The sequence below is a fragment of the Pedobacter sp. ok626 genome (assembly GCF_900100435.1).
Classification (GTDB): domain Bacteria; phylum Bacteroidota; class Bacteroidia; order Sphingobacteriales; family Sphingobacteriaceae; genus Pedobacter.
Window position 1 is genome coordinate 321,154 of sequence record NZ_FNEX01000005.1, and the last position, 20,523, is coordinate 341,676.

Annotated in this window: 16 protein-coding genes; 12 read left to right on the plus strand and 4 right to left on the minus strand. The window is 39.2% G+C overall.

Annotation, left to right across the window (positions count from 1 at the left end):
* Nucleotides 1–49: 49 nt before the first annotated feature.
* Nucleotides 50–199, minus strand: a complete 150-nt coding sequence (locus tag BLS35_RS27725) for a hypothetical protein (protein ID WP_165973270.1) — start codon at nucleotides 197–199, stop codon at nucleotides 50–52.
* A gap of 168 nt (nucleotides 200–367) precedes the next feature.
* On the opposite strand from BLS35_RS27725, the gene BLS35_RS09690 reads away from it, so the two are divergent.
* Complete coding sequence (locus tag BLS35_RS09690) at nucleotides 368–1,216, plus strand: bifunctional helix-turn-helix domain-containing protein/methylated-DNA--[protein]-cysteine S-methyltransferase (RefSeq protein WP_090780288.1); 849 nt, start codon at nucleotides 368–370, stop codon at nucleotides 1,214–1,216.
* 19 nt (nucleotides 1,217–1,235) lie between these two features.
* Nucleotides 1,236–1,940 (plus strand): 2OG-Fe(II) oxygenase, encoded by a 705-nt coding sequence (locus BLS35_RS09695; protein WP_175459586.1) that lies wholly within the window; start codon nucleotides 1,236–1,238, stop codon nucleotides 1,938–1,940.
* Between the two features lie 36 nt (nucleotides 1,941–1,976).
* Here the strand turns inward: BLS35_RS09695 and BLS35_RS09700 are convergent, their stop codons facing one another.
* Nucleotides 1,977–2,564, minus strand: coding sequence for an RNA polymerase sigma factor (locus BLS35_RS09700; protein ID WP_090780291.1), 588 nt, complete (start codon nucleotides 2,562–2,564; stop codon nucleotides 1,977–1,979).
* Nucleotides 2,565–2,685: 121 nt separating this feature from the next.
* Here BLS35_RS09700 and BLS35_RS09705 point away from each other — a divergent pair, with 121 nt between their 5' ends.
* From BLS35_RS09705 to BLS35_RS09745, 9 genes are all read left to right on the plus strand, one after another.
* Nucleotides 2,686–3,837, plus strand: a complete 1,152-nt coding sequence (locus BLS35_RS09705; RefSeq protein WP_090780293.1) for a FecR family protein — start codon at nucleotides 2,686–2,688, stop codon at nucleotides 3,835–3,837.
* 125 nt (nucleotides 3,838–3,962) lie between these two features.
* Complete coding sequence (locus tag BLS35_RS09710; RefSeq protein WP_132225963.1) at nucleotides 3,963–5,780, plus strand: hypothetical protein; 1,818 nt, start codon at nucleotides 3,963–3,965, stop codon at nucleotides 5,778–5,780.
* Between the two features lie 188 nt (nucleotides 5,781–5,968).
* A complete protein-coding gene (locus BLS35_RS09715) occupies nucleotides 5,969–9,355 on the plus strand; it encodes a TonB-dependent receptor (protein ID WP_090780298.1) in 3,387 nt (1,128 codons plus the stop codon).
* A gap of 10 nt (nucleotides 9,356–9,365) precedes the next feature.
* The gene (locus tag BLS35_RS09720; RefSeq protein ID WP_165973269.1) at nucleotides 9,366–11,225 is read left to right on the plus strand and encodes a RagB/SusD family nutrient uptake outer membrane protein; all 1,860 of its coding nucleotides are present in this window, start codon (nucleotides 9,366–9,368) and stop codon (nucleotides 11,223–11,225) included.
* Between the two features lie 27 nt (nucleotides 11,226–11,252).
* A complete protein-coding gene (locus BLS35_RS09725) occupies nucleotides 11,253–12,155 on the plus strand; it encodes a DUF5017 domain-containing protein (protein WP_165973268.1) in 903 nt (300 codons plus the stop codon).
* Between the two features lie 4 nt (nucleotides 12,156–12,159).
* Complete coding sequence (locus tag BLS35_RS09730; RefSeq protein WP_090780305.1) at nucleotides 12,160–13,488, plus strand: BNR repeat-containing protein; 1,329 nt, start codon at nucleotides 12,160–12,162, stop codon at nucleotides 13,486–13,488.
* Nucleotides 13,489–13,497: 9 nt separating this feature from the next.
* Complete coding sequence (locus tag BLS35_RS09735; RefSeq protein WP_090780307.1) at nucleotides 13,498–14,607, plus strand: glycoside hydrolase family 88/105 protein; 1,110 nt, start codon at nucleotides 13,498–13,500, stop codon at nucleotides 14,605–14,607.
* Nucleotides 14,608–14,671: 64 nt separating this feature from the next.
* Entirely contained in the window at nucleotides 14,672–16,708 is a 2,037-nt protein-coding gene (locus BLS35_RS09740) for an SGNH/GDSL hydrolase family protein (protein WP_090780309.1), read from the plus strand.
* Nucleotides 16,698–18,581, plus strand: coding sequence for a glycoside hydrolase family 127 protein (locus BLS35_RS09745; RefSeq protein WP_207909094.1), 1,884 nt, complete (start codon nucleotides 16,698–16,700; stop codon nucleotides 18,579–18,581). Before BLS35_RS09740 ends, BLS35_RS09745 begins: the two co-directional genes overlap by 11 nt.
* Nucleotides 18,582–18,701: 120 nt before the next feature.
* Here BLS35_RS09745 and BLS35_RS09750 read toward each other — a convergent pair whose 3' ends face one another.
* Nucleotides 18,702–19,709: an NAD-dependent epimerase/dehydratase family protein gene (locus tag BLS35_RS09750; RefSeq protein WP_090780311.1), complete on the minus strand. Its 1,008-nt coding sequence runs from the start codon at nucleotides 19,707–19,709 to the stop codon at nucleotides 18,702–18,704.
* A gap of 64 nt (nucleotides 19,710–19,773) precedes the next feature.
* Complete coding sequence (locus tag BLS35_RS09755; protein WP_090780313.1) at nucleotides 19,774–20,349, minus strand: Crp/Fnr family transcriptional regulator; 576 nt, start codon at nucleotides 20,347–20,349, stop codon at nucleotides 19,774–19,776.
* Nucleotides 20,350–20,390: 41 nt separating this feature from the next.
* On the opposite strand from BLS35_RS09755, the gene BLS35_RS28370 reads away from it, so the two are divergent.
* On the plus strand, nucleotides 20,391–20,516 hold the full coding sequence (locus BLS35_RS28370; RefSeq protein WP_371328241.1) for an AraC family transcriptional regulator: 126 nt from the start codon (nucleotides 20,391–20,393) through the stop codon (nucleotides 20,514–20,516).
* The last annotated feature ends 7 nt before the right edge of the window (nucleotides 20,517–20,523 follow it).

The window sequence follows — 20,523 nt, forward strand, 5'->3', positions numbered from 1 at the left end:
TATCCTTGCTTAGTTTAGTCAATGCGTACGCAAGGTTAAATATTTAAACTCATATAATCGCAAAACTTGTGCAAAACTCATCATTATAACGATGTTTTTTGGTTAATGGCGATCTTTTTGCCTGGTAATTGGAAGGATGAGCAGAGCCTAATACTACCAGGTAGATCATTCGTACTTCATGGGTACTTGGTTCGTCCATGGAAGGTGTTTATACCTATCATGTACCTGTGAGGTAGGTGTGAGGTACCTAGAAAGTACCTGTTTGCCTTAGAGCCTGACCGAACCATAGTAGGGCAATAGATCAGCAAGTTTCGGGTGTTTATAACAAAAATTTCTTTCGACCTTTGGGTTATAAGAATTATGATATATGACTGAACAAGAAAATATCAATTATAAGCGAATTGCAGAGGCAATTGCATATATCAAAGAGAATTTTAAAGCTCAACCCAATCTTGAGGAGGTTGCAAAGGAAGTTAATTTAAGTCCATTTCATTTCCAAAGACTTTTCAGCGAATGGGTGGGAACAAGTCCGAAGAAATTCCTACAATATACTACTGTCGAATACGCTAAAATGCTTTTGAAAGAAAATCAAGCGACATTGTTTGAAACTACTTATGAGGCAGGACTTTCAGGCACCGGACGATTACACGATTTGTTTATCAACATAGAAGGCATGACACCGGCCGAATACAAAAACGGTGGAAAAGCGCTGACTATTAATTACAGTTTTGCAGAAAGTCCTTTTGGTGATATTCTAGTGGCATCTACCGAAAAAGGAATTTGTTATATGGCCTTCTCCGATGATGAAGCCGATGCTTTTTCAGTACTGCAAAACCATTTTCCGAATGCTAATTTCAAACAAGACACTGATTTAATTCAGCAAAACGCGCTCTATATTTTCAGTCAGGATTGGTCGAAACTTAACCAAATCAAACTGCATTTAAAAGGAACAGATTTTCAATTAAAAGTGTGGCAAACACTTTTAAAAATCCCTTTGGGCCAACTTACAACTTATGGGGCGATTGCTGATCGGATTGAAAGTCCCAAGGCATCGCGAGCCGTAGGCACGGCGATTGGTCACAATCCTGTCGCTTTCTTAATTCCTTGTCATCGGGTAATTCAATCTACTGGAATGCTTGGCGGTTATATGTGGGGCAATACAAGAAAAACAGCCATTATTGGTTGGGAAGGCGCAAAAAGACATTTGGAATTTTAAGTTGGCAAGCATTGGATTTATGAAAGAAAAAATAGCGTCTATCAATTGGGAAAACATCGTTGAAGAAATGCATGAAAATGGTTATGCTATTGTTCCAAAATTAATATCAAATGAACAATGCAGGGAATTGATAGATAATTATGAAAATCCTGGTGCGTACAGAAAAAGGGTAGTGATGGAGCGCCATCGTTTCGGTTTAGGTGAATATAAATATTACCAATATCCATTGCCAAATCTTATACAAAGCATTAGAGAAAACATATATCCATACCTTGCTCCAATTGCAAATATCTGGATGAAAGTACTAAATATTGCTGCAACCTTTCCTGAAACGCATGAAGCGCTTTTAGAACAGTGCAAGGAAAATAACCAAACAAAAGCAACAGCCTTGATTTTGAAATATGGTAAAGGTGGACACAACACCTTACACCAGGATTTGTACGGAGATGTGTATTTCCCAATTCAGACTGTTTTATTTTTAAACGAACCAAACCAGGATTTTACAGGGGGCGAGTTTGTATTAACCGAACAAACGCCAAGAGCACAATCAAAAGCTATAGTATTAAATCCCGATAGGGGAGATCTATTGATTTTTACAACTCACTTTCGACCTGTTAAAGGTAGTAAGGGCTATTATCGGGTAAATATGAAACATGGGGTAAGTGAAGTGCATTCTGGTGAGCGGCATACTTTGGGAATAATTTTTCATGATGCAGTGAGCTAAGGGAGTGATAAAATACCCTGGTATAAATATCGGCTGTTATTTGGTCATTGCCAGATATATGGCTAGAAATAGGGCGTTGTGTTTTAGTACACTGCGTAGAAAATTACGGGCATAGGCAATTTGATTTTCTACCGTTCTTTTTGATATTTGAAGACGATCGGCTATCTCTTCGGTACTTAGTTGTGCATTCACACTTAATAGAAAAATCTCCTGACAACGTTTAGGAAGCTGGTTAGTGTATTGCTCAATTTCTTTAGATAGATCTGCAATATGTTGTTTTTGCTCAGCCTCATTTAATACATAGGCCCCGTCGTTATTCGTGTAGTCAGCTATGGAAACTAAAGATAGTTTACCGGATCTTCGCCTGTTATATACTTGATACCTAACCGCTGTAAGCAAGTATTCATTAAAAGAATTTACACTCAATAGGAACCTTCTTTTCCAGATGTTTATGAATACATCGTGTAAAATATCCTCACTAATTTCTTTATCTCTTGTTAAATAGAATGCTGTTTTATACAACCTCACCCAGTATCTATCATATAAAATAGAGAAGGCATGGCTATCATCATTTTTGATGGCCTGCCATAATTCACCATCATTAAGATCTGATCTCTTCATCATATTTGGTCAATGCAATTAACAAATAATTTTAAGATAATGTGTAAAACAGGGTATTAAAAAAAACTTACTAAAGTCTGTGAAGATCTCTTGATTTATACACTATACTAATATAGGATCTATTATGACAGAGCAAGAATTTTTAAAACTATCTGAAAAATACCTGGCCGGAAACTGTAACGCGGAAGAAGAAGAACGATTGCGGCTATATAAAGACAATATCACCTTGTTAGATGATAACTGGATGGAGGAGATGGGTGATAAAAAAGAAATTTATGCCAGATCCTTTAACAGACTAAGGGCCGAAATGGAAGTAGAGCCGGCTAAACGGTTTAGTATTGGTTTCTGGCTTAAAGTTGCAGGGGCCATTTTGCTAGTAGCAGGGCTCGGCGCTTTATTTTTTAATAATATCCAAACAGAAGCGTCTAAAAATCATGTGGCAACCTCAAAAGTAAATAAAATAACACCAGGTGGTAATGAAGCTTACCTTACACGTTCTGATGGATCTAAAGTTGCTTTAAAGGATATTCAAATTGGTATTGTTACAGATACTGGTGCAGCCATTGTCAATAAGGCGAAAAATGGCTTGCTGGTTTATAATCTGAATAAGTCCACGCAAAGTAAAGGGAATCGGGCAAAGTTGGCGTATAATACCATAAGCACCCCAGCGGGTGGGCAGTATGCAGTTGTATTGGCAGATGGATCCAAAGTTTGGCTTAATGCTTTATCATCGATTAAGTTTCCTGAGGTATTTAATGGAAACGAACGTAAAGTAGAATTGCAGGGGGAAGCTTATTTTGAAATTGCAAAAAATAGAGCCATGCCTTTCAAGGTTATTTCAAGAAGTCAGGTGGTAGAAGTATTGGGTACGCATTTCAATATCAATGCATATCATGATGAGAAATCGGTAGTTACCACGCTTTTAGAAGGTAGTGTAAAGCTGTCGCTTACAAATAATCATGAGGCAAAAATGCTTAAACCAGGCCAGGAAGCAAGAGTGGTTGACCATATTCAAATCTCCGATGTAAATACAGAACAGTCAATAGCCTGGCAAAACGATAAGTTTAATTTCTCTGGAGATGATATCGGGGTTATTATGAGAAAAATATCAAGATGGTATAATGTAGAAGTAGAATATCAAAATAACATTACGACGGAAACTTTTGTAGGAACAGTTTCTAAGTATGAAGATATTAAAAGAGTATTAGCCTCTTTGGAATTAACCGGTTTAGTACATTTTAAAATTCAAGAAAGGAAGGTAATTGTGATGAAGTGATTTTTTACCAAATGACTTTAAATAAAAAAACAGAAGTGGTAAGCACACTCCTGTTCACGCTCAGTTTAAATTCTAATAAATTAGTTGACTAACCAAATAAACTATAAACCAAACAGTTCAAATGTATGACATTTTCTATTAAAAGAACACAGGTTCTGACCAGGATAATAATGGTCTGTGCTTTTTGTCTATGCTTTAAAAACCTGTCGGCCAAATCGACAGTTCGGGATTCTACTTATATCCCTTCTTTAACCATTGCCCAACTTAGAAGTGGTGCAGCAGGAACCAGCAAAGTGATTTTTATTAATCAGGATTTACAGTCCGGTACCTTTAAATATGATCCAGGTGATACCGTTAGTGCAGATGATGGAGCGATGACGTTGGTGTCGGGCAGCAACAGGTATAAACGATTTACAACTTATGTAACGTTTGAAATGTTCGGGGCTAAAGGCGATTATAATTACAGCACAGGCACGGGGACAAATGATACCCAAGCCCTTCAAAATGCCATTAATTGGTGTTCCCTAAGTGGCACAGAAATTAAGCTTTTGGCTGGAAAAAAATACCTGACCGGCACTTTGTATCTTTATAAGGATAGTGTTAAAAATCCTGGTTTTAAGGCAAAGCCAGGTAGGATAAAAATTACTGGTCAGGCTGGAGGGATTGCTACAGGAAGTTTGGAGCCTCAGGGTAGCGCATTGGTCCATATCAATGGAAGTGCCAGTCGTTTAATTGAATGCATTGGCGAATTTTCCATCGCTCATCCCGGAGAAATGGGAGGGCAAATAGATTTTGAAGAGATGAATTTTATTGGTGGTAACCAAACTACTGATGTGATTTATTTTGAAGCCTGCCAGGGTCAGATCTATCTGAAAAATTATACAGTTCAGATAAAAAATCCAGCAGGAAATGGTATTTCTGAAGTGACAACCTGGGAAACAGAGCATCATAATGGTTTAATACGAGGGCAGGCAAGCGGTACTGGTAGCTGGACTGGTATTGGCTTAAACATCAAATCAAATGAAAGTACTGGGCAGGTTAATATGAAGATATACAGTAATGTAAATGTTTATAAATGCGGTTATGGCATTCGCATTGGGCGTCGTGCGGCCTCTTCAGGAACCTTGGGTCCCCTTATTTTTATGGGTGGACAATGCAGCCTTTCTGATCAACAGAATATGTGGCTTGATGGAGGTTGTTACAATCTGGTTTCTATAGGGCAACAATTTGAGGTAGCACGATTGAATGCTATTTTAATTAACTCGAATGGGGCAAACGATGTAGAACGAAACATTAAATTTATCACACCCTATTTTACCGGCAATGGTAAAATTGAAGATGGAAGTTATAACAGTTATGAGGTGCATATCAAAGATGGTGTTGGTGTGGAGTTTGATGGCCCCTTATTTAATAATCTGGGTAATGGAATTGTATTCGATAGGGCGGCTTCACAAGGTGTGATCATCCGTCGACCTGTGGTAAGAACAGTGCGGACCTATGGAACTTCTTCAGGTACTTTTATTGATGCCTATGGGACGTTTAATGCCAATAATCAAAGCTTTTTGGAGCAGCCATTATTTAATCAAAGCCCTTTAAATCAAGTTACAGATAATGCGCAAACGGTATTTCAAACTTCGGCAGCTGGTGGTAGGGTATCATTTTCTGCTAATGCCACTGTAGTATCAGCTTTACTAGGAGGTGGTAATTTGCAGGCCGCAAAAATTCTGAATTTTAATAATTCCGCTGCAACAACGATAAGTAATATAACCGGCGGACAACTTTACCGTGAGTTACAACTAACCTTTAGCAATGCACAAACAACGATTGCCAATAATGCAAACATAGCCTTGTCTGGCGCAGTAAATTTCGCCGCTGGTAATAAATCATCACTCAGATTGATGTGGATGGGCACTTACTGGCAAGAGGTTGCAAGGAGCCAATAAAATTAAATAGAGAAATCTCGAAAAAAGCCAGGGAACGCTTCCGACGTACCCTGGCAAAATCCAGGTTTTCATACACTTCTGTTAATAAAGCTAATCATGAAATTTTACCTAAACGTTTCAAATATATGAAATTTTATACCTTAACTGTGTGCCGGACTCCCGTCGGCATTCATAAATATTTACTGGTTATGAAGCTTGTTTTTGTTTTAATAATTACAGTTTTTCTTCAGAATTCGCTGGCTGTTAACGCTCAAAAAGTGACGCTGGCTGAAAGGAATATATCCCTGGATCAGATTTTTATAAGAATTAAAGCGCAAACGGGGTACGACTTTCTCTATACGAAAGAAATGCTGAGAAAAAGTCACCCTATTAATGTGAATTTTAGCAATACACCACTTAATGAGGTGCTGAATTATTGTTTTAACAACCAACCTGTTGTTTATAAGATTAGTGACAATCTTATCGTGGTAATTCGCAGGCCGGAGAGTCAGGTTATTGCTCAGAATCTGGAGGTAAAAGGAACCATTACCGATGATAAAAATCGTCCTTTGCCCGGTGTAACGGTTAGGCTAAAAGATGGTAATCTGACTTCAATTTCGGATGCCAAGGGGAATTATCTCATCAAAAGTCCAGATTTGAAACGGAGCTTAACATTTTCATTCATTGGTTTTGAAACCCAGGAAATCCCAATAAATGGACGCAATACCATCAATGTTGTTTTGAGACAGAAGAGCACAGATTTAAGTGATATTGTGGTCATTGGCTATGGAACTGTTGCTAAATCGGATTTAACAGGAGCTGTTGGGCAGGTTAAAATAGAAGACTTGAATAAAGCTCCTGTAAGGTCTTTTGAGGAGGCCTTAGCCGGTCGTACTGCAGGTGTACAAGTCAGTTCGCCGGAAGGACAACCAGGAGCTGCCAGTAATATTGTAATTCGTGGTAATAACTCCATCACACAAGACAATTCGCCCTTATATGTGATTGATGGCTTTCCTATAGAAAATCCCAATAACAACATGATCAATCCTTCTGAAATTGCAACCATTAGCATTTTAAAAGATGCGTCGGCAACTGCGATCTATGGTGCGAGAGGGGCGAATGGGGTAATTATTATCACTACAAAAAAAGGGAAGCAGGGACCACCCATTGTTGCGTACGACAACTATTTTGGAATTCAGCAGAACATCAATAAAATGAAAATGATGAATCCATACGATTTTGTGAAACTGCAAATAGATTTAATTGGTCCAACAGCCCAAACGATTTATACACCTGGTGATCCATCATTGGCAAATCCGCAGGCAGGCGGGCGCACACTGGATTATTATAAAACTACTGAGGGAACCGATTGGCAAAGTCAGATTTTTAGGAACGCGGCTATGCAAAACCACAATTTATCCGTTAGAGGTGGTACTGATAAAACCAAGTATTCTTTATCGGGATCGGCATTTCTGCAAGACGGGATCATCATAAACTCTGGATATGATCGGTATCAGGGGCGTTTTAATCTGGAGCAAACCATTAATGATAAACTTAGGATCAATGTAAATGTAAATTACTCGGCTTCTAAAACGTTTGGCACTTTACCCTCTAGTTCAGGCTCCATGTCTTATGGATTATTGTATAGCACCTGGGGATTCAGACCGGTTACGGGTGAAAATGAATCGGACCTGGCGGATTCTTCGCTTGATCCGAATATAACCAGCGACTACCGATATAATCCTGTCCTTTCTGCTAAAAATGAGAAGGTGATGAGTGAAGATAAAACGATGATTTCATCTGGAATCATAGATTATAAGATCACAAAGGATCTAATTCTTAAAGTTACAGGTGGTATTTATTCAAGAACGTTGGAGAATTCTACATTTTATAATAGCCAAACCAAGTATGGCGATTTTAGAACATATCCGGGTACAAATGGACCAAATGGAAGCATTGACAACTTTGAAATCACCAATTATACCAATGAAAATACGCTAAACTACAACAAGGTTTTTAATAAAATCCATACGGTTAGCGCTGTAGCAGGCTATACTATTCAACATGCAAAATCTGCTAATCATGGCTTAACCGCCAATCAATTGCCTAATGAATCTTTGGGTTTGGACGGATTGAGTCAGGGTATTCCTTTGGCCATCCGAACCGGTTCTACAGGTAATTATTTAGAATCTTATCTGGCGCGCGTTAATTACGGCTATAAATCTAAATATCTTTTTACAGCCTCTTTTCGTGCAGATGGTTCTTCCAAATTCGCAGATGGACACAAATGGGGATATTTCCCTTCTGCAGCTTTTGCCTGGAACGTGATGAAGGAGACATTTATGAAAAAGATAACGGTAATATCTGATGCAAAGCTACGCACCAGCTATGGTGTAACGGGTAACAACAGGGTAAACGATTTTGCCTATCTCTCCAGAATTACTTTTCCCATCATTAACAATTATAGTTTCGCAAATGCCTTTGTGACCGGTGCGGTCCCAAGTACTTTGGGTAACACAGATTTGAGATGGGAAACTACGGCTCAGTTTGATGCTGGTTTGGATATTTCGTTCTTTAAAAACCGGATTTCTGCTTCTGTTGATTATTACAACAAGAGAACTTATGATTTATTGTTAAATGCACAATTGCCAGCATCAAGTGGTTATACTACGGCATTTAAAAATATTGGTAAAGTGGGCAATAGCGGTTGGGAATTTGAACTCAATACGAAAAATTTGACGGGTAAGTTTTCCTGGGGCTCTAGTTTCAATATCTCATTTAACCGGAATAAGGTATTGGCGTTAACCAAGGATCAGGAAAGTTTAACAACGGCCATAGGCTGGGAAACCAGCTATAACAATCTATTTCCCTATATCGCTCAGCTTAATGCACCAATTGCTCAGTTTTTTGGCTACAAATGGACTGGCGTATATCAATATTCAGATTTTAATAAGATGCCGAATGGTAGCTACGTTTTAAAAAGTACTGTTCCTGATAATGGTAGTGGACGGGCTGTAGTACAACCTGGAGATATTAAATATGCAGATTTAAATAATGATGGTACGGTAAATACTTTAGACAGAACCATTATCGGTAATCCCAATCCTAAATTCACTGGGGGTTTTTCAAATAACTTTGCTTATAAAAATTTCGACCTGAATGTATTTTTCCAGTGGTCGTACGGAAATGATATTTTAAATGCCAATCGCCTGGTATTTGAAGGTAGCAAGAGTCCGGGTTTGAATATGTTTGAAACTTATGCAGATAGATGGACTGCCAATAATCCTTCAAATACCTATTTCCGGACTAATGGTAATGGGCCGTATGCTTATTCTTCTCGTATCATAGAAGATGGATCTTTTTTGCGCTTGAAAACAGTCTCTCTGGGATATTCAATTCCATCAGCTTTATTGAAAAAAATCAGTTTAATGGCGTTGAGATTCAATGTATCTGCCCAGAATTTAATAACGTGGACCAATTATTCAGGTTCTGATCCGGAAGTTTCTACTCGTAATACGGCATTAACGCCTGGCTTTGATTACTCCGCCTATCCAAGAGCCCGGACAATTGTATTTGGTTTAAATGCTACATTTTAACACTGAAAAAATGAAAAAGATCACTTTTTTTATCTTAACAATAATGGTTTTAGCATCATCATGCAATAAGCTGGATACTAACCCAACTGAATTTTTATCACCCGTAAATTACTACCAAACCGAACAACAATTGTCTAACGCTTTAAATGGTGTCTATGACCCTTTAGGGAGTGAGGCTATGTACGGTAATGCTTTACTGACCTGGCTTTCTTATGGTAATGATGAGGCTTATTGGGCATTTTCGGCTTTTATTATACCAACTACCCAGATCTTCAATTATGATTCGTCGAACTCAGATATTAATGGATTGTGGACGGCTCTTTATGATGGGATCAATCGTGCAAACATATTACTTGAAGCCCTTGATAAGGCTAGTATTGGAGAAACTGCTAAAAAAAGCTTTAAAGGGCAAGCACTTTTCTTGAGAGCCTATTATTATTTTATGCTGGTAGATAATTGGGGAGGTGTTCCACTAAAGTTAAGTTCAACGAAGTCTGCTAATGAGGTTGATATTCCGCGTACTGATGTTAAAGTTATTTACGATCAGATTTTGAAAGATATGCAAACAGCAGAGGAACTTTTGCCTTTGGCAAGTACTTTGGGAGCTAATTCATCAGGTAGGATCTCTAAAAATGCTGTCCAGGGTATTTTAGCAAGGGTATGTTTAACTATGGCTGGAAGTCCAATAAATGATGTTTCAAAATATGCAGATGCATTAAAATGGTCTAAAAAGGTAATAGATCAGGGGCAAAATTCTCTGAACCCTGATTTTGCACAGATTTTCACAAACCAGGCGCAGGATAAATATGATATTCAGGAGTGCATCTGGGAAGTAGAATTTTATGGTAATCAGGGTGATTCTCATCGTGAAACGGGATTTAACGGCATAAGAAATGGCAATAGAACACCTACTACCGCAGCTTACCTGGCAGAGCCTGGATTTGGATATGGTTTTCTGGGTATAACTGGTAAATTATTTGGTTTGTATGCGGTTACAGATCCTGTAAGTCAGGCTACCAAGGATTTACGTCGGGATAGGAGTATCGCTAACTATACCTGGGCAAATACCGCGATTCCCAGTAAAACAATTTTTCCTGTGACTACCATTTGGGGAAGGTATCCTGGCAAATGGAGAAGAGAAGAAGAAACCTTTTTGCCGAGAAATAAAAATGCTTGTGGGACTAATTTCCCATTGTTACGTTATGCAGATGTATTGCTGATGTACGCTGAGGCAGAAAATCAGATCAATGGGCCTACAACATTGGCTTATGAAGCGATTAATAAAGTTAGACAAAGAGCTTATGGCAATGGTAGTCGAGTGGCAACAATAACCATTAATAATGCTGGTTCGGGCTATACTGCTGCACCAGAAGTAACAATAGCGGCAGGTACGGCCAGTTATACCGCAACGGCCACTGCAACCATTACTGCGGGAAAGGTGACTGCAATTACAATTACTTCTCCGGGTGGTTTTTATAATGCTGTCCCTATTGTTTCTATAGCCGCCCCAACCGGTACCGGGGGAGTGAGAGCAACAGCCACAGCAACAATTGAAACTATTATAGCCAGCGATGCCAATCTCGTTGCAGGGCTAGATCAGAAAGATTTCTTTACTCAAATACAGAATGAAAGAATGCGGGAGCTGTCTTTTGAATGCCTGCGGACGCATGACTTAAAAAGATGGGGTACATTGATCACTACACTAAAAGATTTTGCGATAGATGTAAGGGCAAATGCTCCGGCAGCTTATAAAAGTGTAGCCCTTCTTGGCGAAAATATTCAGGATAAACATACGCTATATCCAATTCCAAGTCGGGAACTCTCATTAAATGCAGCAATTACTCAAAAGGACCAAAATCCCGGCTGGTAAAATTTATTTAAATAAAAAATAATGATCATGAAACTACATTATATATTTCTTTCATTTTTAATCATTTCTAGCCTTCTTTTTTCTTGTAAAAAAGAAGGTGTTAAATCTCCTGAGTTTGATGTTAAAACTGATAAAGGCACCTATAAAGTTGGCGAGCAAGTGGTGTTTAATTTTTCAGGAAACCCAAATTTTATATCATTCTATTCGGGCGAAGTCGGTAATAATTATGCAAATCGGGCGAGAACCCGCGAAAATGGCAAGGCCATTATGCAGTTTACCTCTACCCAGGCAGGCGGTTCTCAAGTAGGTAATTTGAAAATGATGATTTCAAACGACTTCAATGGAGTTTATGATGCTCCAAGTATTGCTAAAGCAACTTGGACGGACATCACCAACAGGGCGATATTATCACCAGGGGGAACGGCCGGAAACAATACGCCATCTGGAAATGTTGATTTGTCTGATTATGCAGCGCTCAATAAACCAGTATACATAGGTTTTTATGATCTTGCTCCCCAAAATACCTTACAACCCAGAGGCTGGACGATTGGAGGTCTAACTATTAATAATACACTTACTGATAAAACGATATTCGCCGTAGTTCCTAATTTTTTGGCTGCAGGATTTGTTGCTGTAGATCTCCAAAACCCAACCTATAAATGGACTATAACATCAACACAGATGCAAGTGCCAAGTATTGTTCCGGGACAGGCAACTAATGAAGATTGGTCTATATCGACTGCAATTGATCTTAATACCGTAAATCCTGACTACAGTATTCCTATAAAAGGGATTGATACGCGAGTTGCTAATTACTCTTATGTTTTTAAAGCAGCCGGCACCTACACCGTCACTTTCCTGGCTTCAAATATCAATGTCGATGATGAGAAAGATATTGTTAAAACCCTTGTGCTGACCATTAACCCTTAGCGATATGAAATTTTATAATTCCATAGTTGTTTTTCTCTTTACTGTTAGCGCAGGTTTTAGCCAAATCCAAATGCCGACAAAAATTACCCCAATAGGTAAAGGATGGGCTAATAATTCTATCAATGTGGTGCCTTACAGGAAAAATTCACTAGTAACTTTTCAGGGTATCCAATACACTGCTTTTTATGATAGCGCACATTATGTAGTCTTAGCCAAACGCAAATCAAATTCCCCTGTTTGGGAAATAGCAAAAACACAATACAAGGGCGATGTTTTTGATGCACACAATTCGATCAGTATTGGCGTGGATGGGCAGGGGTATTTGCATGTATCATGGGATCATCACAGCTGGGGCAAGCACCTTACTCCCTTAAATTACTGCAAGAGCCTATCTCCCGGATCGCTGAAGCTTTCAAAAAAGCTAATGATGACTGGCTTGAAGGAGGATAAAATTACTTATCCTGAATTTTACAGGCTGATAAATGGTGATCTACTATTCTTTTATAGGGACGGTGAATCGGGAAGCGGTAATGTGATGTTAAACAGATATGCCGTAAAAACCGGAAAATGGACACAAGTTCAAAGCAGTTTTATTGATGGCGAAAACCTTCGCAATCCTTATTGGCAAATTGCACTGGATAAAAAAGGAGTGATTCATATGTCCTGGACCTGGCGTGAAAGTCCAGATGTAGCAACCAATCACGATGTGTGTTATGCGCGTTCGGCAGATGGAGGAAAGACCTGGACCAGATCCGATGGAACAAAATATCAACTCCCAATTAAGGAGGCAAGGGCAGAGTGTGTTGCTAAAATTCCACAAAAAAGCGAACTTATCAATCAGGTGTCGATGACGACTGACCATAATGGTAACCCTTATATTGCGAGCTATTGGAAGGAAAAAGGAGCGAAGGCACCTCAATATCATTTGCTCTATTTAAAACAGGGACGGTGGATTAATTTAAATCTAAATTTTAGGGAAAGGGATTTTTCGTTAAGTGGTGGTGGCACAAAAGGCATACCGATAGCGAGGCCACAGGTACTGGTTTGGGATAACGGAACCCATACTGCGGTAGCCCTAATATTTAGAGATGTTGAACGACAGAACAGCGCTTCCATTGCTATATGTAAGGATCTTGATAAACCGGTATGGGTGTGTGAGGACCTTAGTTTGCAAGATCTTGGCGCCTGGGAGCCTAGTTATGATACTGAACTTTGGAATAGTAAAAATGTTTTGAATTTGTTACTTCAAAAAGTACAGCAAAAGGACAATGATGGTCAAATAGCAATGGCTCCTCAAATGCTCTCTGTATTGGAATGGAAGCCTCTTAAATAGTGAAATCTTATGAAATTGTATAAAATAATTGGAGCCATTTTTTGGTCGATGTTTATCTATATGGGCGCAATGGCCCAGCAGTTGGAGAAATTTCCAGCTAAATATGACCCTCAAACAATAGGTTTAAAGGTAACGTCTAAGTTTATCAACTCTCCTTATTTGTTGTATGGATCAACGATTGCTTATTCAGAAGTGTGTACCTGGTATGGAGCGCTTAGTTTTGCCGGAATTACTAAGAATGCAGAAATTAAAACGCAACTTGTCGCCCGTTTTGAGCCTTTTTTTAAGGACAAAAAACGAATGGTGCCCATACATGATAATGTAGATCATTCTGTATTTGGTGCGCTACCCTTAGCGCTGTATTTACATACAGGTGTAAAAGATTATCTGCCCTTTGGCAAGCTGTATGCCGATAATCAATGGCAGGTACCTGAGGGTGTGAAGCTTGCAGATTCTATAAAAGGCTATGTAAAGCAGGGTTTAAGCTGGCAAACAAGATTGTGGATTGATGATATGTATATGATCACATTGTTGCAGGTTCAGGCTTTTAGGGCTACTGGTAATAAAGAATATATCAACCGTGCAGCAAATGAAATGGTATTTTACTTAAAGCAGTTGCAAAAGCCAAATGGATTGTTTTATCATGCACCAGATGTGCCGTTTTATTGGGGGCGGGGTAATGGTTGGATGGCGGCGGGAATGACAGAATTGCTTAAGTCTCTGCCCAAAGATAATCCTGATAGGGCCTTCATACTCACAAAATACAAATTGATGATGCGTTCCCTGCTAAAATACCAATCGTCGGATGGGATGTGGCGACAATTGATTGATGATCCTGCTTCCTGGGTCGAATCATCCTGCACGGGAATGTTTACCTATGCCATGCTCAGCGGTGTAAAACATGGGTGGCTGGCCGGTAAACGGTATAATGCAGCGGCAAGAAAAGGTTGGTTTTCACTGGTAGAACATTTAGATGAAGCAGGTAATATAACCGGTGTATGTGAGGGAACCAATAAAAAAAGTGACAGGCAATATTATCTGGATAGAAAACAGATAACAGGCGATTTCCATGGGCAGGCGCCTGTTCTTTGGTGCGCTTTTGCTTTGTTGGAGAAATGATATCAGGCTCCTTTGAAGACTGTGTGGTTCAATTGGATAATTATTCAAGTATAAATAAACAGAAATGACTAAGAAATTTTATGTGTTGATTATTGCTTTTTGCTTACTAGCTATAGTGGGTCTTAAAGCAGAAGTTCGGTTGCCTGCTGTGTTTAGCGATAATATGCTATTGCAGCAAGAATCTAATGTGCTGATTTGGGGCTGGGCTGATAAAGGAGCTTTAGTCCGCTTAGTGGCTTCATGGGATAATAAGGTGAATGAGGTTCATGCTGATGATCAGGGTAAATGGAAATTGAATATCCGGACACCGAAAGCAGGTGGGCCATATACCATTCTTATTAATGAAGGAAAGCCGGTGACGATCAAAAACATTTTGATCGGAGAGGTTTGGTTATGTGCCGGACAGTCCAATATGCTGATGCCTGTTAAAGGTTTTCCCGGTAATCCGGTAAAGGATTCTGAGACGGAGATTGCTCAGGCCAAAAATACGAAAATACGATTTTTTGATGTAGGGAGAGCTTCTGGAACTGAGCCTATGGAACATTTCCGCGGACAATGGAAGGAAGTTTCGCCAGAGGCGGTGTCTAATTTTAGTGCAACAGCCTGGTATTTTGGTAAAATGTTGCAAAAGCAATTGGATGTTCCTGTTGGTTTGATCACAGCGAGTATAGGTGGTTCTTATATAGAGCCTTGGATGAGCAAGAATGCGCTTCAGTCCTTCCGAAACTTTAAAATCCCGAATAAAATGGATTCAATAAAAGTCCCAAGTCAGACACCCACAGTTTTGTATAATGGAATGATTCATCCAATTATAGGTTACAACATTGCCGGATGTATTTGGTACCAGGGAGAGTCTAATAGGAATAACCCGCAACAGTACCCGCTTCTTATGCAGGCCATGGTTAAAGATTGGCGTAGTTTATGGGGCTTGGGGGATTTTCCGTTCTACTACTTGCAGATCGCCCCCTTTGACTACCAGGTTAACGGATATAAAGGGACTAATTCGGCCTACTTGCGTGAGGCGCAGTTAAAAGCGCAAAAGTTGATTCCCAATAGTGGCATGGGAATATTGCTGGATGTGGGTGAGAAAAATTGTATTCATCCTAGTGATAAGCAGGCAGCGGGCACGCGTTTAGCAAATTTAGCGCTCAGCAGAAAGTATGGGATTAAAGGACTTTCGGAAACGGGCCCGATATACAAGGGGATGAAGATTGACGGAAATGTCGCTACAGTTGGCTTTGATTATGCAGAAAGTGGACTGACAAGTATGGGGAAGGAGCTTACTTTATTTGAAATAGCAGGTGCAGATAGGAAATTTTATCCGGCTAAAGCGTCTATTGTTTCTAAGGAAGTGCGGGTAACTAGTTCGGCAGTACCAAACCCGGTAGCTGTACGCTATGGATTTAAAGATTTTGTGGTTGCCGAACTATTTAATAAAGGAGGCCTTCCTGCATCATCATTCAGATCCGACGATTGGTCGATGGATAAAGTAGTAAACAGTTATAAAAGGGTATTTATTTTTGGAAATAGCATTACCAGGCATGGACCTAAAGCTCAAGTAGGCTGGTTTGGTGACTGGGGAATGGCAGCTTCGGTAAAAGACAGTGATTATGTACACCTGCTGATACAAAAGTTAAAAACGGTAAATCCGCTTGTCTCTGTATATTTTAAAAATATTGCAGATTACGAAAGAGGTTATTGGAATTATGATTTGTCACAATTAGATAGTTTAAGGCAGCTAAAACCTGACCTGATTATCTTCAGATTGGGTGAAAACGTAGCTGCTGAGCGTATAGCTGAGCACGACTTTAAGAAATATTACAAAGGACTTGTTGATTATTTTAAGGCAAGCAATCCGAAAGTTAAAGTCCTGAATGCATCATCTTTTTGGAAAAATGAATCTGTAACTCTTGCCATTCGTGAAGCAAGTGAGGCTGGGGGTGACCAGTTTTTAAGTTTGAGTGATCTGTCTAAAGACCCCGTGAATATGGCATTAGATAAATTTAAAGATAAAGGAGTTGGATCCCACCCTTCTGATAAAGGAATGAAAGCCATTGCTGAAATGATATGGACGGAAATAGTAAGAATGTATGAGAAATAGAAAAATAATGCTGGTTACGCTATTGTCTTTAACCATGATTTATGCTGAACTATTAGCGCAAAAAAAAGGTAGTGCTTCGGTCTCTGATGTGCTTGAAGCTACATCGGAAATGCATTTAACTGGATATTTAGGAGGTAAATTGGAAGAGTCTATTGCCAATCGCATCCTGGCTCAGGATGTGGAGCGGCTTATCGAGCCATTTAAAGTTGAAAACAGGAATGAAACCCGGATGTGGCAAAGTGAGTTTTGGGGCAAGTGGTTTACGTCGGCTGTGCTTGCGTATAAGTATCATCCTTCCGCTCAACTTAAGCAGGTATTGGATAAAGCCGTTAAGGGCTTACTAGCTACACAAACACCCGATGGTTATATTGGCAACTATGCAGTTTCTCATCGGTTGGAGCAATGGGATATTTGGGGTAGAAAGTATTGTATGCTGGGTTTACTTTCCTACTATGATCTTACAAAGGATGAAAAAAGTCTCGTTGGGGCAAGCCGTATTGCTGATAATTTAATAAACGATCTAAACAAAAAAGACGGTATTATCGTAACTAAAGGGAATTACAAGGGGATGGCAGCGTCGTCTGTGCTTGAACCAATATGTTTGCTTTATAATTATACGGGCAATAAAAAGTATCTGGAATTTGCAGAAAGGATTGTTCAACAATGGGAAACGCCAGAAGGGCCGCAGTTGCTAAGTAAAGCTGATAAAAATGTGAGTGAACGTTTTCCTAAACCCAAAAATTGGTATAGTCCTGAACAAGGACAAAAGGCTTATGAAATGATGTCCTGTTATGAAGGTCTGCTGGAGCTTTACCGGATTACGGGCAATAATGATTATTTGAAAGCGGTTAAAGATACCTGGGAGAATATTCGCAATACGGAGATTAATATTGTTGGTTCGGGTGCTTCGACGGAGATGTGGTTTGGTGGTAAAGCGAAGCAAAATATTCCAGTACATCATTATCAGGAGACCTGCGTAACTGTAACCTGGATTAAGCTTACCGAGCAGTTATTAAAGCTTACGGGGGAGGTTAAGTATAGTGATGAGGTGGAGCTGTCTTATTATAACGCGCTGCTTGGTTCATTGAGTTCGCATGGAGCGGTTTGGGCAAAATATACACCACTAAATGGACAACGGTTGTCTGGAAGTGAACAATGTGGTATGGGAATGAATTGTTGTGAGGCTAGCGGCCCGCGTGGACTTTTTAATTTACCGATGCATATCATCATGAAAAGTAAGGATGGGATACAGGTAAACTATTTTGCTGCGGGAACGTATAAACTCCACGCGCCTAAGAAACAGGTGATTACCCTGAATCAACAAACAGAGTATCCCAAAAATGGAAAGGTAGAGTTGAAGATTTCGGTGACAAAACCTGAAGATATGGAAGTCAGTATAAGAATACCAAATTGGAGTAAGGAAACGAAAGTTTCTGTAAATAATGAGTTGATCACTTGTTTGCCTGGTAGTAATGTTAAAATAAAACGTGTATGGAAAACAGGTGATAAGATTAGTTTGGAGCTTGACATGCGGGGAAGAATTATTGAAACGGGAACTGATATGCATAGTGCTGCTATTATGTATGGACCTATCGTACTGGCACGTGATTCGAGATTTGAGGGGGCTGGAATTGAAAGTGTAATGAAGCCTGTGCTTAGTAAGCCGGGATTTGTTACGCTTACTGCATTGCCTGCAAATTCAGGCGATGATTACTTGCGTTTTAAAGCAGATTTTATTCCTGAATCTTATGCAGAAGATGCTAAGGGACCATTAAGCTTGATGCTTTGCGATTATGCATCTGCAGGTAATAATGAGTTAAAATCCTATTTTAAAGTGTGGTTCCCACTATTGTTCAATCCGAGAGGAAATTGATAAAAATTAAGGGCTATCTATCCAGATAGTCCTTAATAACGATATATAAATTTAACAAATAAGCTTAATCATTTTTTTGAAAATTAAGCCCCCAGATTCTTTACAGAGACTTTAAGATCTTTAATTTATCCTATGCTCCATGAGGTAGGCCAGTGCTTCTTTCACTGCTTGCTCATTATTTTTCGGATTAAATCCTAATTCATTTCTTGATTTAGAAATATCAAAATCCTGTTGCAATCCTGAAAACATAGCAATGTCTTTGGTGGTCAGTAAAGGTGGCTTTCCGCTTATCTTCGCCGAAAACTCCATAAAACCTGCAATAGCATACAACATAAATTTTGGTACAGATCCAGGTATTTTTAGTTTCAGTTCGGGATAAAGCTTTTGAGCTAATTTAGTTGTATCGGTAATGGTCATACATTTTTCGTTGGCGAGAATATACCGTTCTCCAGGACGACCTTTTTGTGCGGCCAAAAAGCAACCTTCTGCAACATCTTTCACATCAATCCAGTTCAGGGTAATTTTGGTATCCATCGGAATTTTTTTATCCAAAATCATCTTTAGTACACCATAAGACACACTCAAAGGTAAAAATGCTTCGCTTCCTATCATTGCTCCTGGCATAACGGATACCAATTCAATTCCTAATTCTTTAGCCAGTTGAAAAGCGAGCTTTTCACCATCATTTTTAGAATTGTAATACATATCCCTGCGGTCGGGGTTGTAGCCATTGCTTTCTTTTGTAGGTAAATTGGTATAATCCAAAGCAGCAATAGAACTCACATAGACAATTCTTTTTACACCAGCTTCGGCCGCTGCTTCTATGGTGTTGCGTGTTCCCTGCATATTCACATCGTAAATTTCCTTTTTGGGGTCCTTAGCCCACAATTTGAAGGCTGCACCAACGGCATAAAACGTATCAACACCTTGCAAGGCTCTTTTAAAGGAAGCGCTGTCTGTAATATCTGCTTGAACCACCTCACAGTCTAAATCTTTGAAACATGTTGCGTTTTTGATATTGCGGACCGATGCCCGCACTGGGATTCCTTTTTTAAGCAGTAATCTAACTAAGTTATTGCCCAAATGTCCATTGGCACCCGATACCAGTGCTAAATTTTTATGTGTCATATCCTTTGATTTTAAATGATACGTCAAAGTTCGGCCTTGCTCATTCAAAACCACTTCACAAATGTTACCTAATAATCTGTTTGCGGATGCGGCTCAGACTTTTAGGGTTCATACCAAGAAAAGAGGAGATGTATTGCATGGGAACATTTCGGAGAACTTCGGGATATTCTTCCATCAGTTTTAAATACCGTTGTTCTGCATTGAGAGTAGCTAGTTCTTTTGCACGGGTTTCATTATAGGATAAAGACTGTTGGAATACCAGGATACTGAAATCTTTAAAAGCGGGGCTTTGTCCGATAATTGTATCAAGATCAGATTTCGTAATCCGCAATAGTTCACATTCGGTAATACATTCCAAATTTTCATCAGATTTCTTCTGATTGGCAAAATTAGAATAGGAAGTAATGAAACCAGGTGGACAATTTATGTGTGTTGTCACCTCATCGCCCTTATCATTATAATGGAATAGACGGACAAAACCTGAAACTACAAAATACAGATAGCCAGGTATTTTTCCTTCTTCTTCAATCACCCGATTTTTAGGGTATAAAACTGGTTCAAAATATTGCACGCACAAATCCTTTTCTAAATCAGAAAGTGCTACACTTTGTGTAATAAGATGGATAAGTTGATTGTGCATACTGCAAAGATAAAAAAAGAGAATGGTGTTTTGATTACCTGATCCCTAAGACAGATCAGGCAGGTCTCAATACAGATTATTTTTCCAGAATTTTTAAACGTATAACCGGACTAACGCCAGGTGCGTATCGGAAACAGAATAAAACAATGAACTTTATTGATGGATGAAGCTGCC

Coding starts and splice junctions, on each gene's coding strand:
- BLS35_RS27725 (WP_165973270.1), bottom strand. CDS start 199: ATGGACGAACCAAGTACCCATGAAGTACGAATGATCTACCTGGTAGTA.
- BLS35_RS09690 (WP_090780288.1), top strand. CDS start 368: ATGACTGAACAAGAAAATATCAATTATAAGCGAATTGCAGAGGCAATT.
- BLS35_RS09695 (WP_175459586.1), top strand. CDS start 1,236: ATGAAAGAAAAAATAGCGTCTATCAATTGGGAAAACATCGTTGAAGAA.
- BLS35_RS09700 (WP_090780291.1), bottom strand. CDS start 2,564: ATGATGAAGAGATCAGATCTTAATGATGGTGAATTATGGCAGGCCATC.
- BLS35_RS09705 (WP_090780293.1), top strand. CDS start 2,686: ATGACAGAGCAAGAATTTTTAAAACTATCTGAAAAATACCTGGCCGGA.
- BLS35_RS09710 (WP_132225963.1), top strand. CDS start 3,963: ATGACATTTTCTATTAAAAGAACACAGGTTCTGACCAGGATAATAATG.
- BLS35_RS09715 (WP_090780298.1), top strand. CDS start 5,969: ATGAAGCTTGTTTTTGTTTTAATAATTACAGTTTTTCTTCAGAATTCG.
- BLS35_RS09720 (WP_165973269.1), top strand. CDS start 9,366: ATGAAAAAGATCACTTTTTTTATCTTAACAATAATGGTTTTAGCATCA.
- BLS35_RS09725 (WP_165973268.1), top strand. CDS start 11,253: ATGAAACTACATTATATATTTCTTTCATTTTTAATCATTTCTAGCCTT.
- BLS35_RS09730 (WP_090780305.1), top strand. CDS start 12,160: ATGAAATTTTATAATTCCATAGTTGTTTTTCTCTTTACTGTTAGCGCA.
- BLS35_RS09735 (WP_090780307.1), top strand. CDS start 13,498: ATGAAATTGTATAAAATAATTGGAGCCATTTTTTGGTCGATGTTTATC.
- BLS35_RS09740 (WP_090780309.1), top strand. CDS start 14,672: ATGACTAAGAAATTTTATGTGTTGATTATTGCTTTTTGCTTACTAGCT.
- BLS35_RS09745 (WP_207909094.1), top strand. CDS start 16,698: ATGAGAAATAGAAAAATAATGCTGGTTACGCTATTGTCTTTAACCATG.
- BLS35_RS09750 (WP_090780311.1), bottom strand. CDS start 19,709: ATGACACATAAAAATTTAGCACTGGTATCGGGTGCCAATGGACATTTG.
- BLS35_RS09755 (WP_090780313.1), bottom strand. CDS start 20,349: ATGCACAATCAACTTATCCATCTTATTACACAAAGTGTAGCACTTTCT.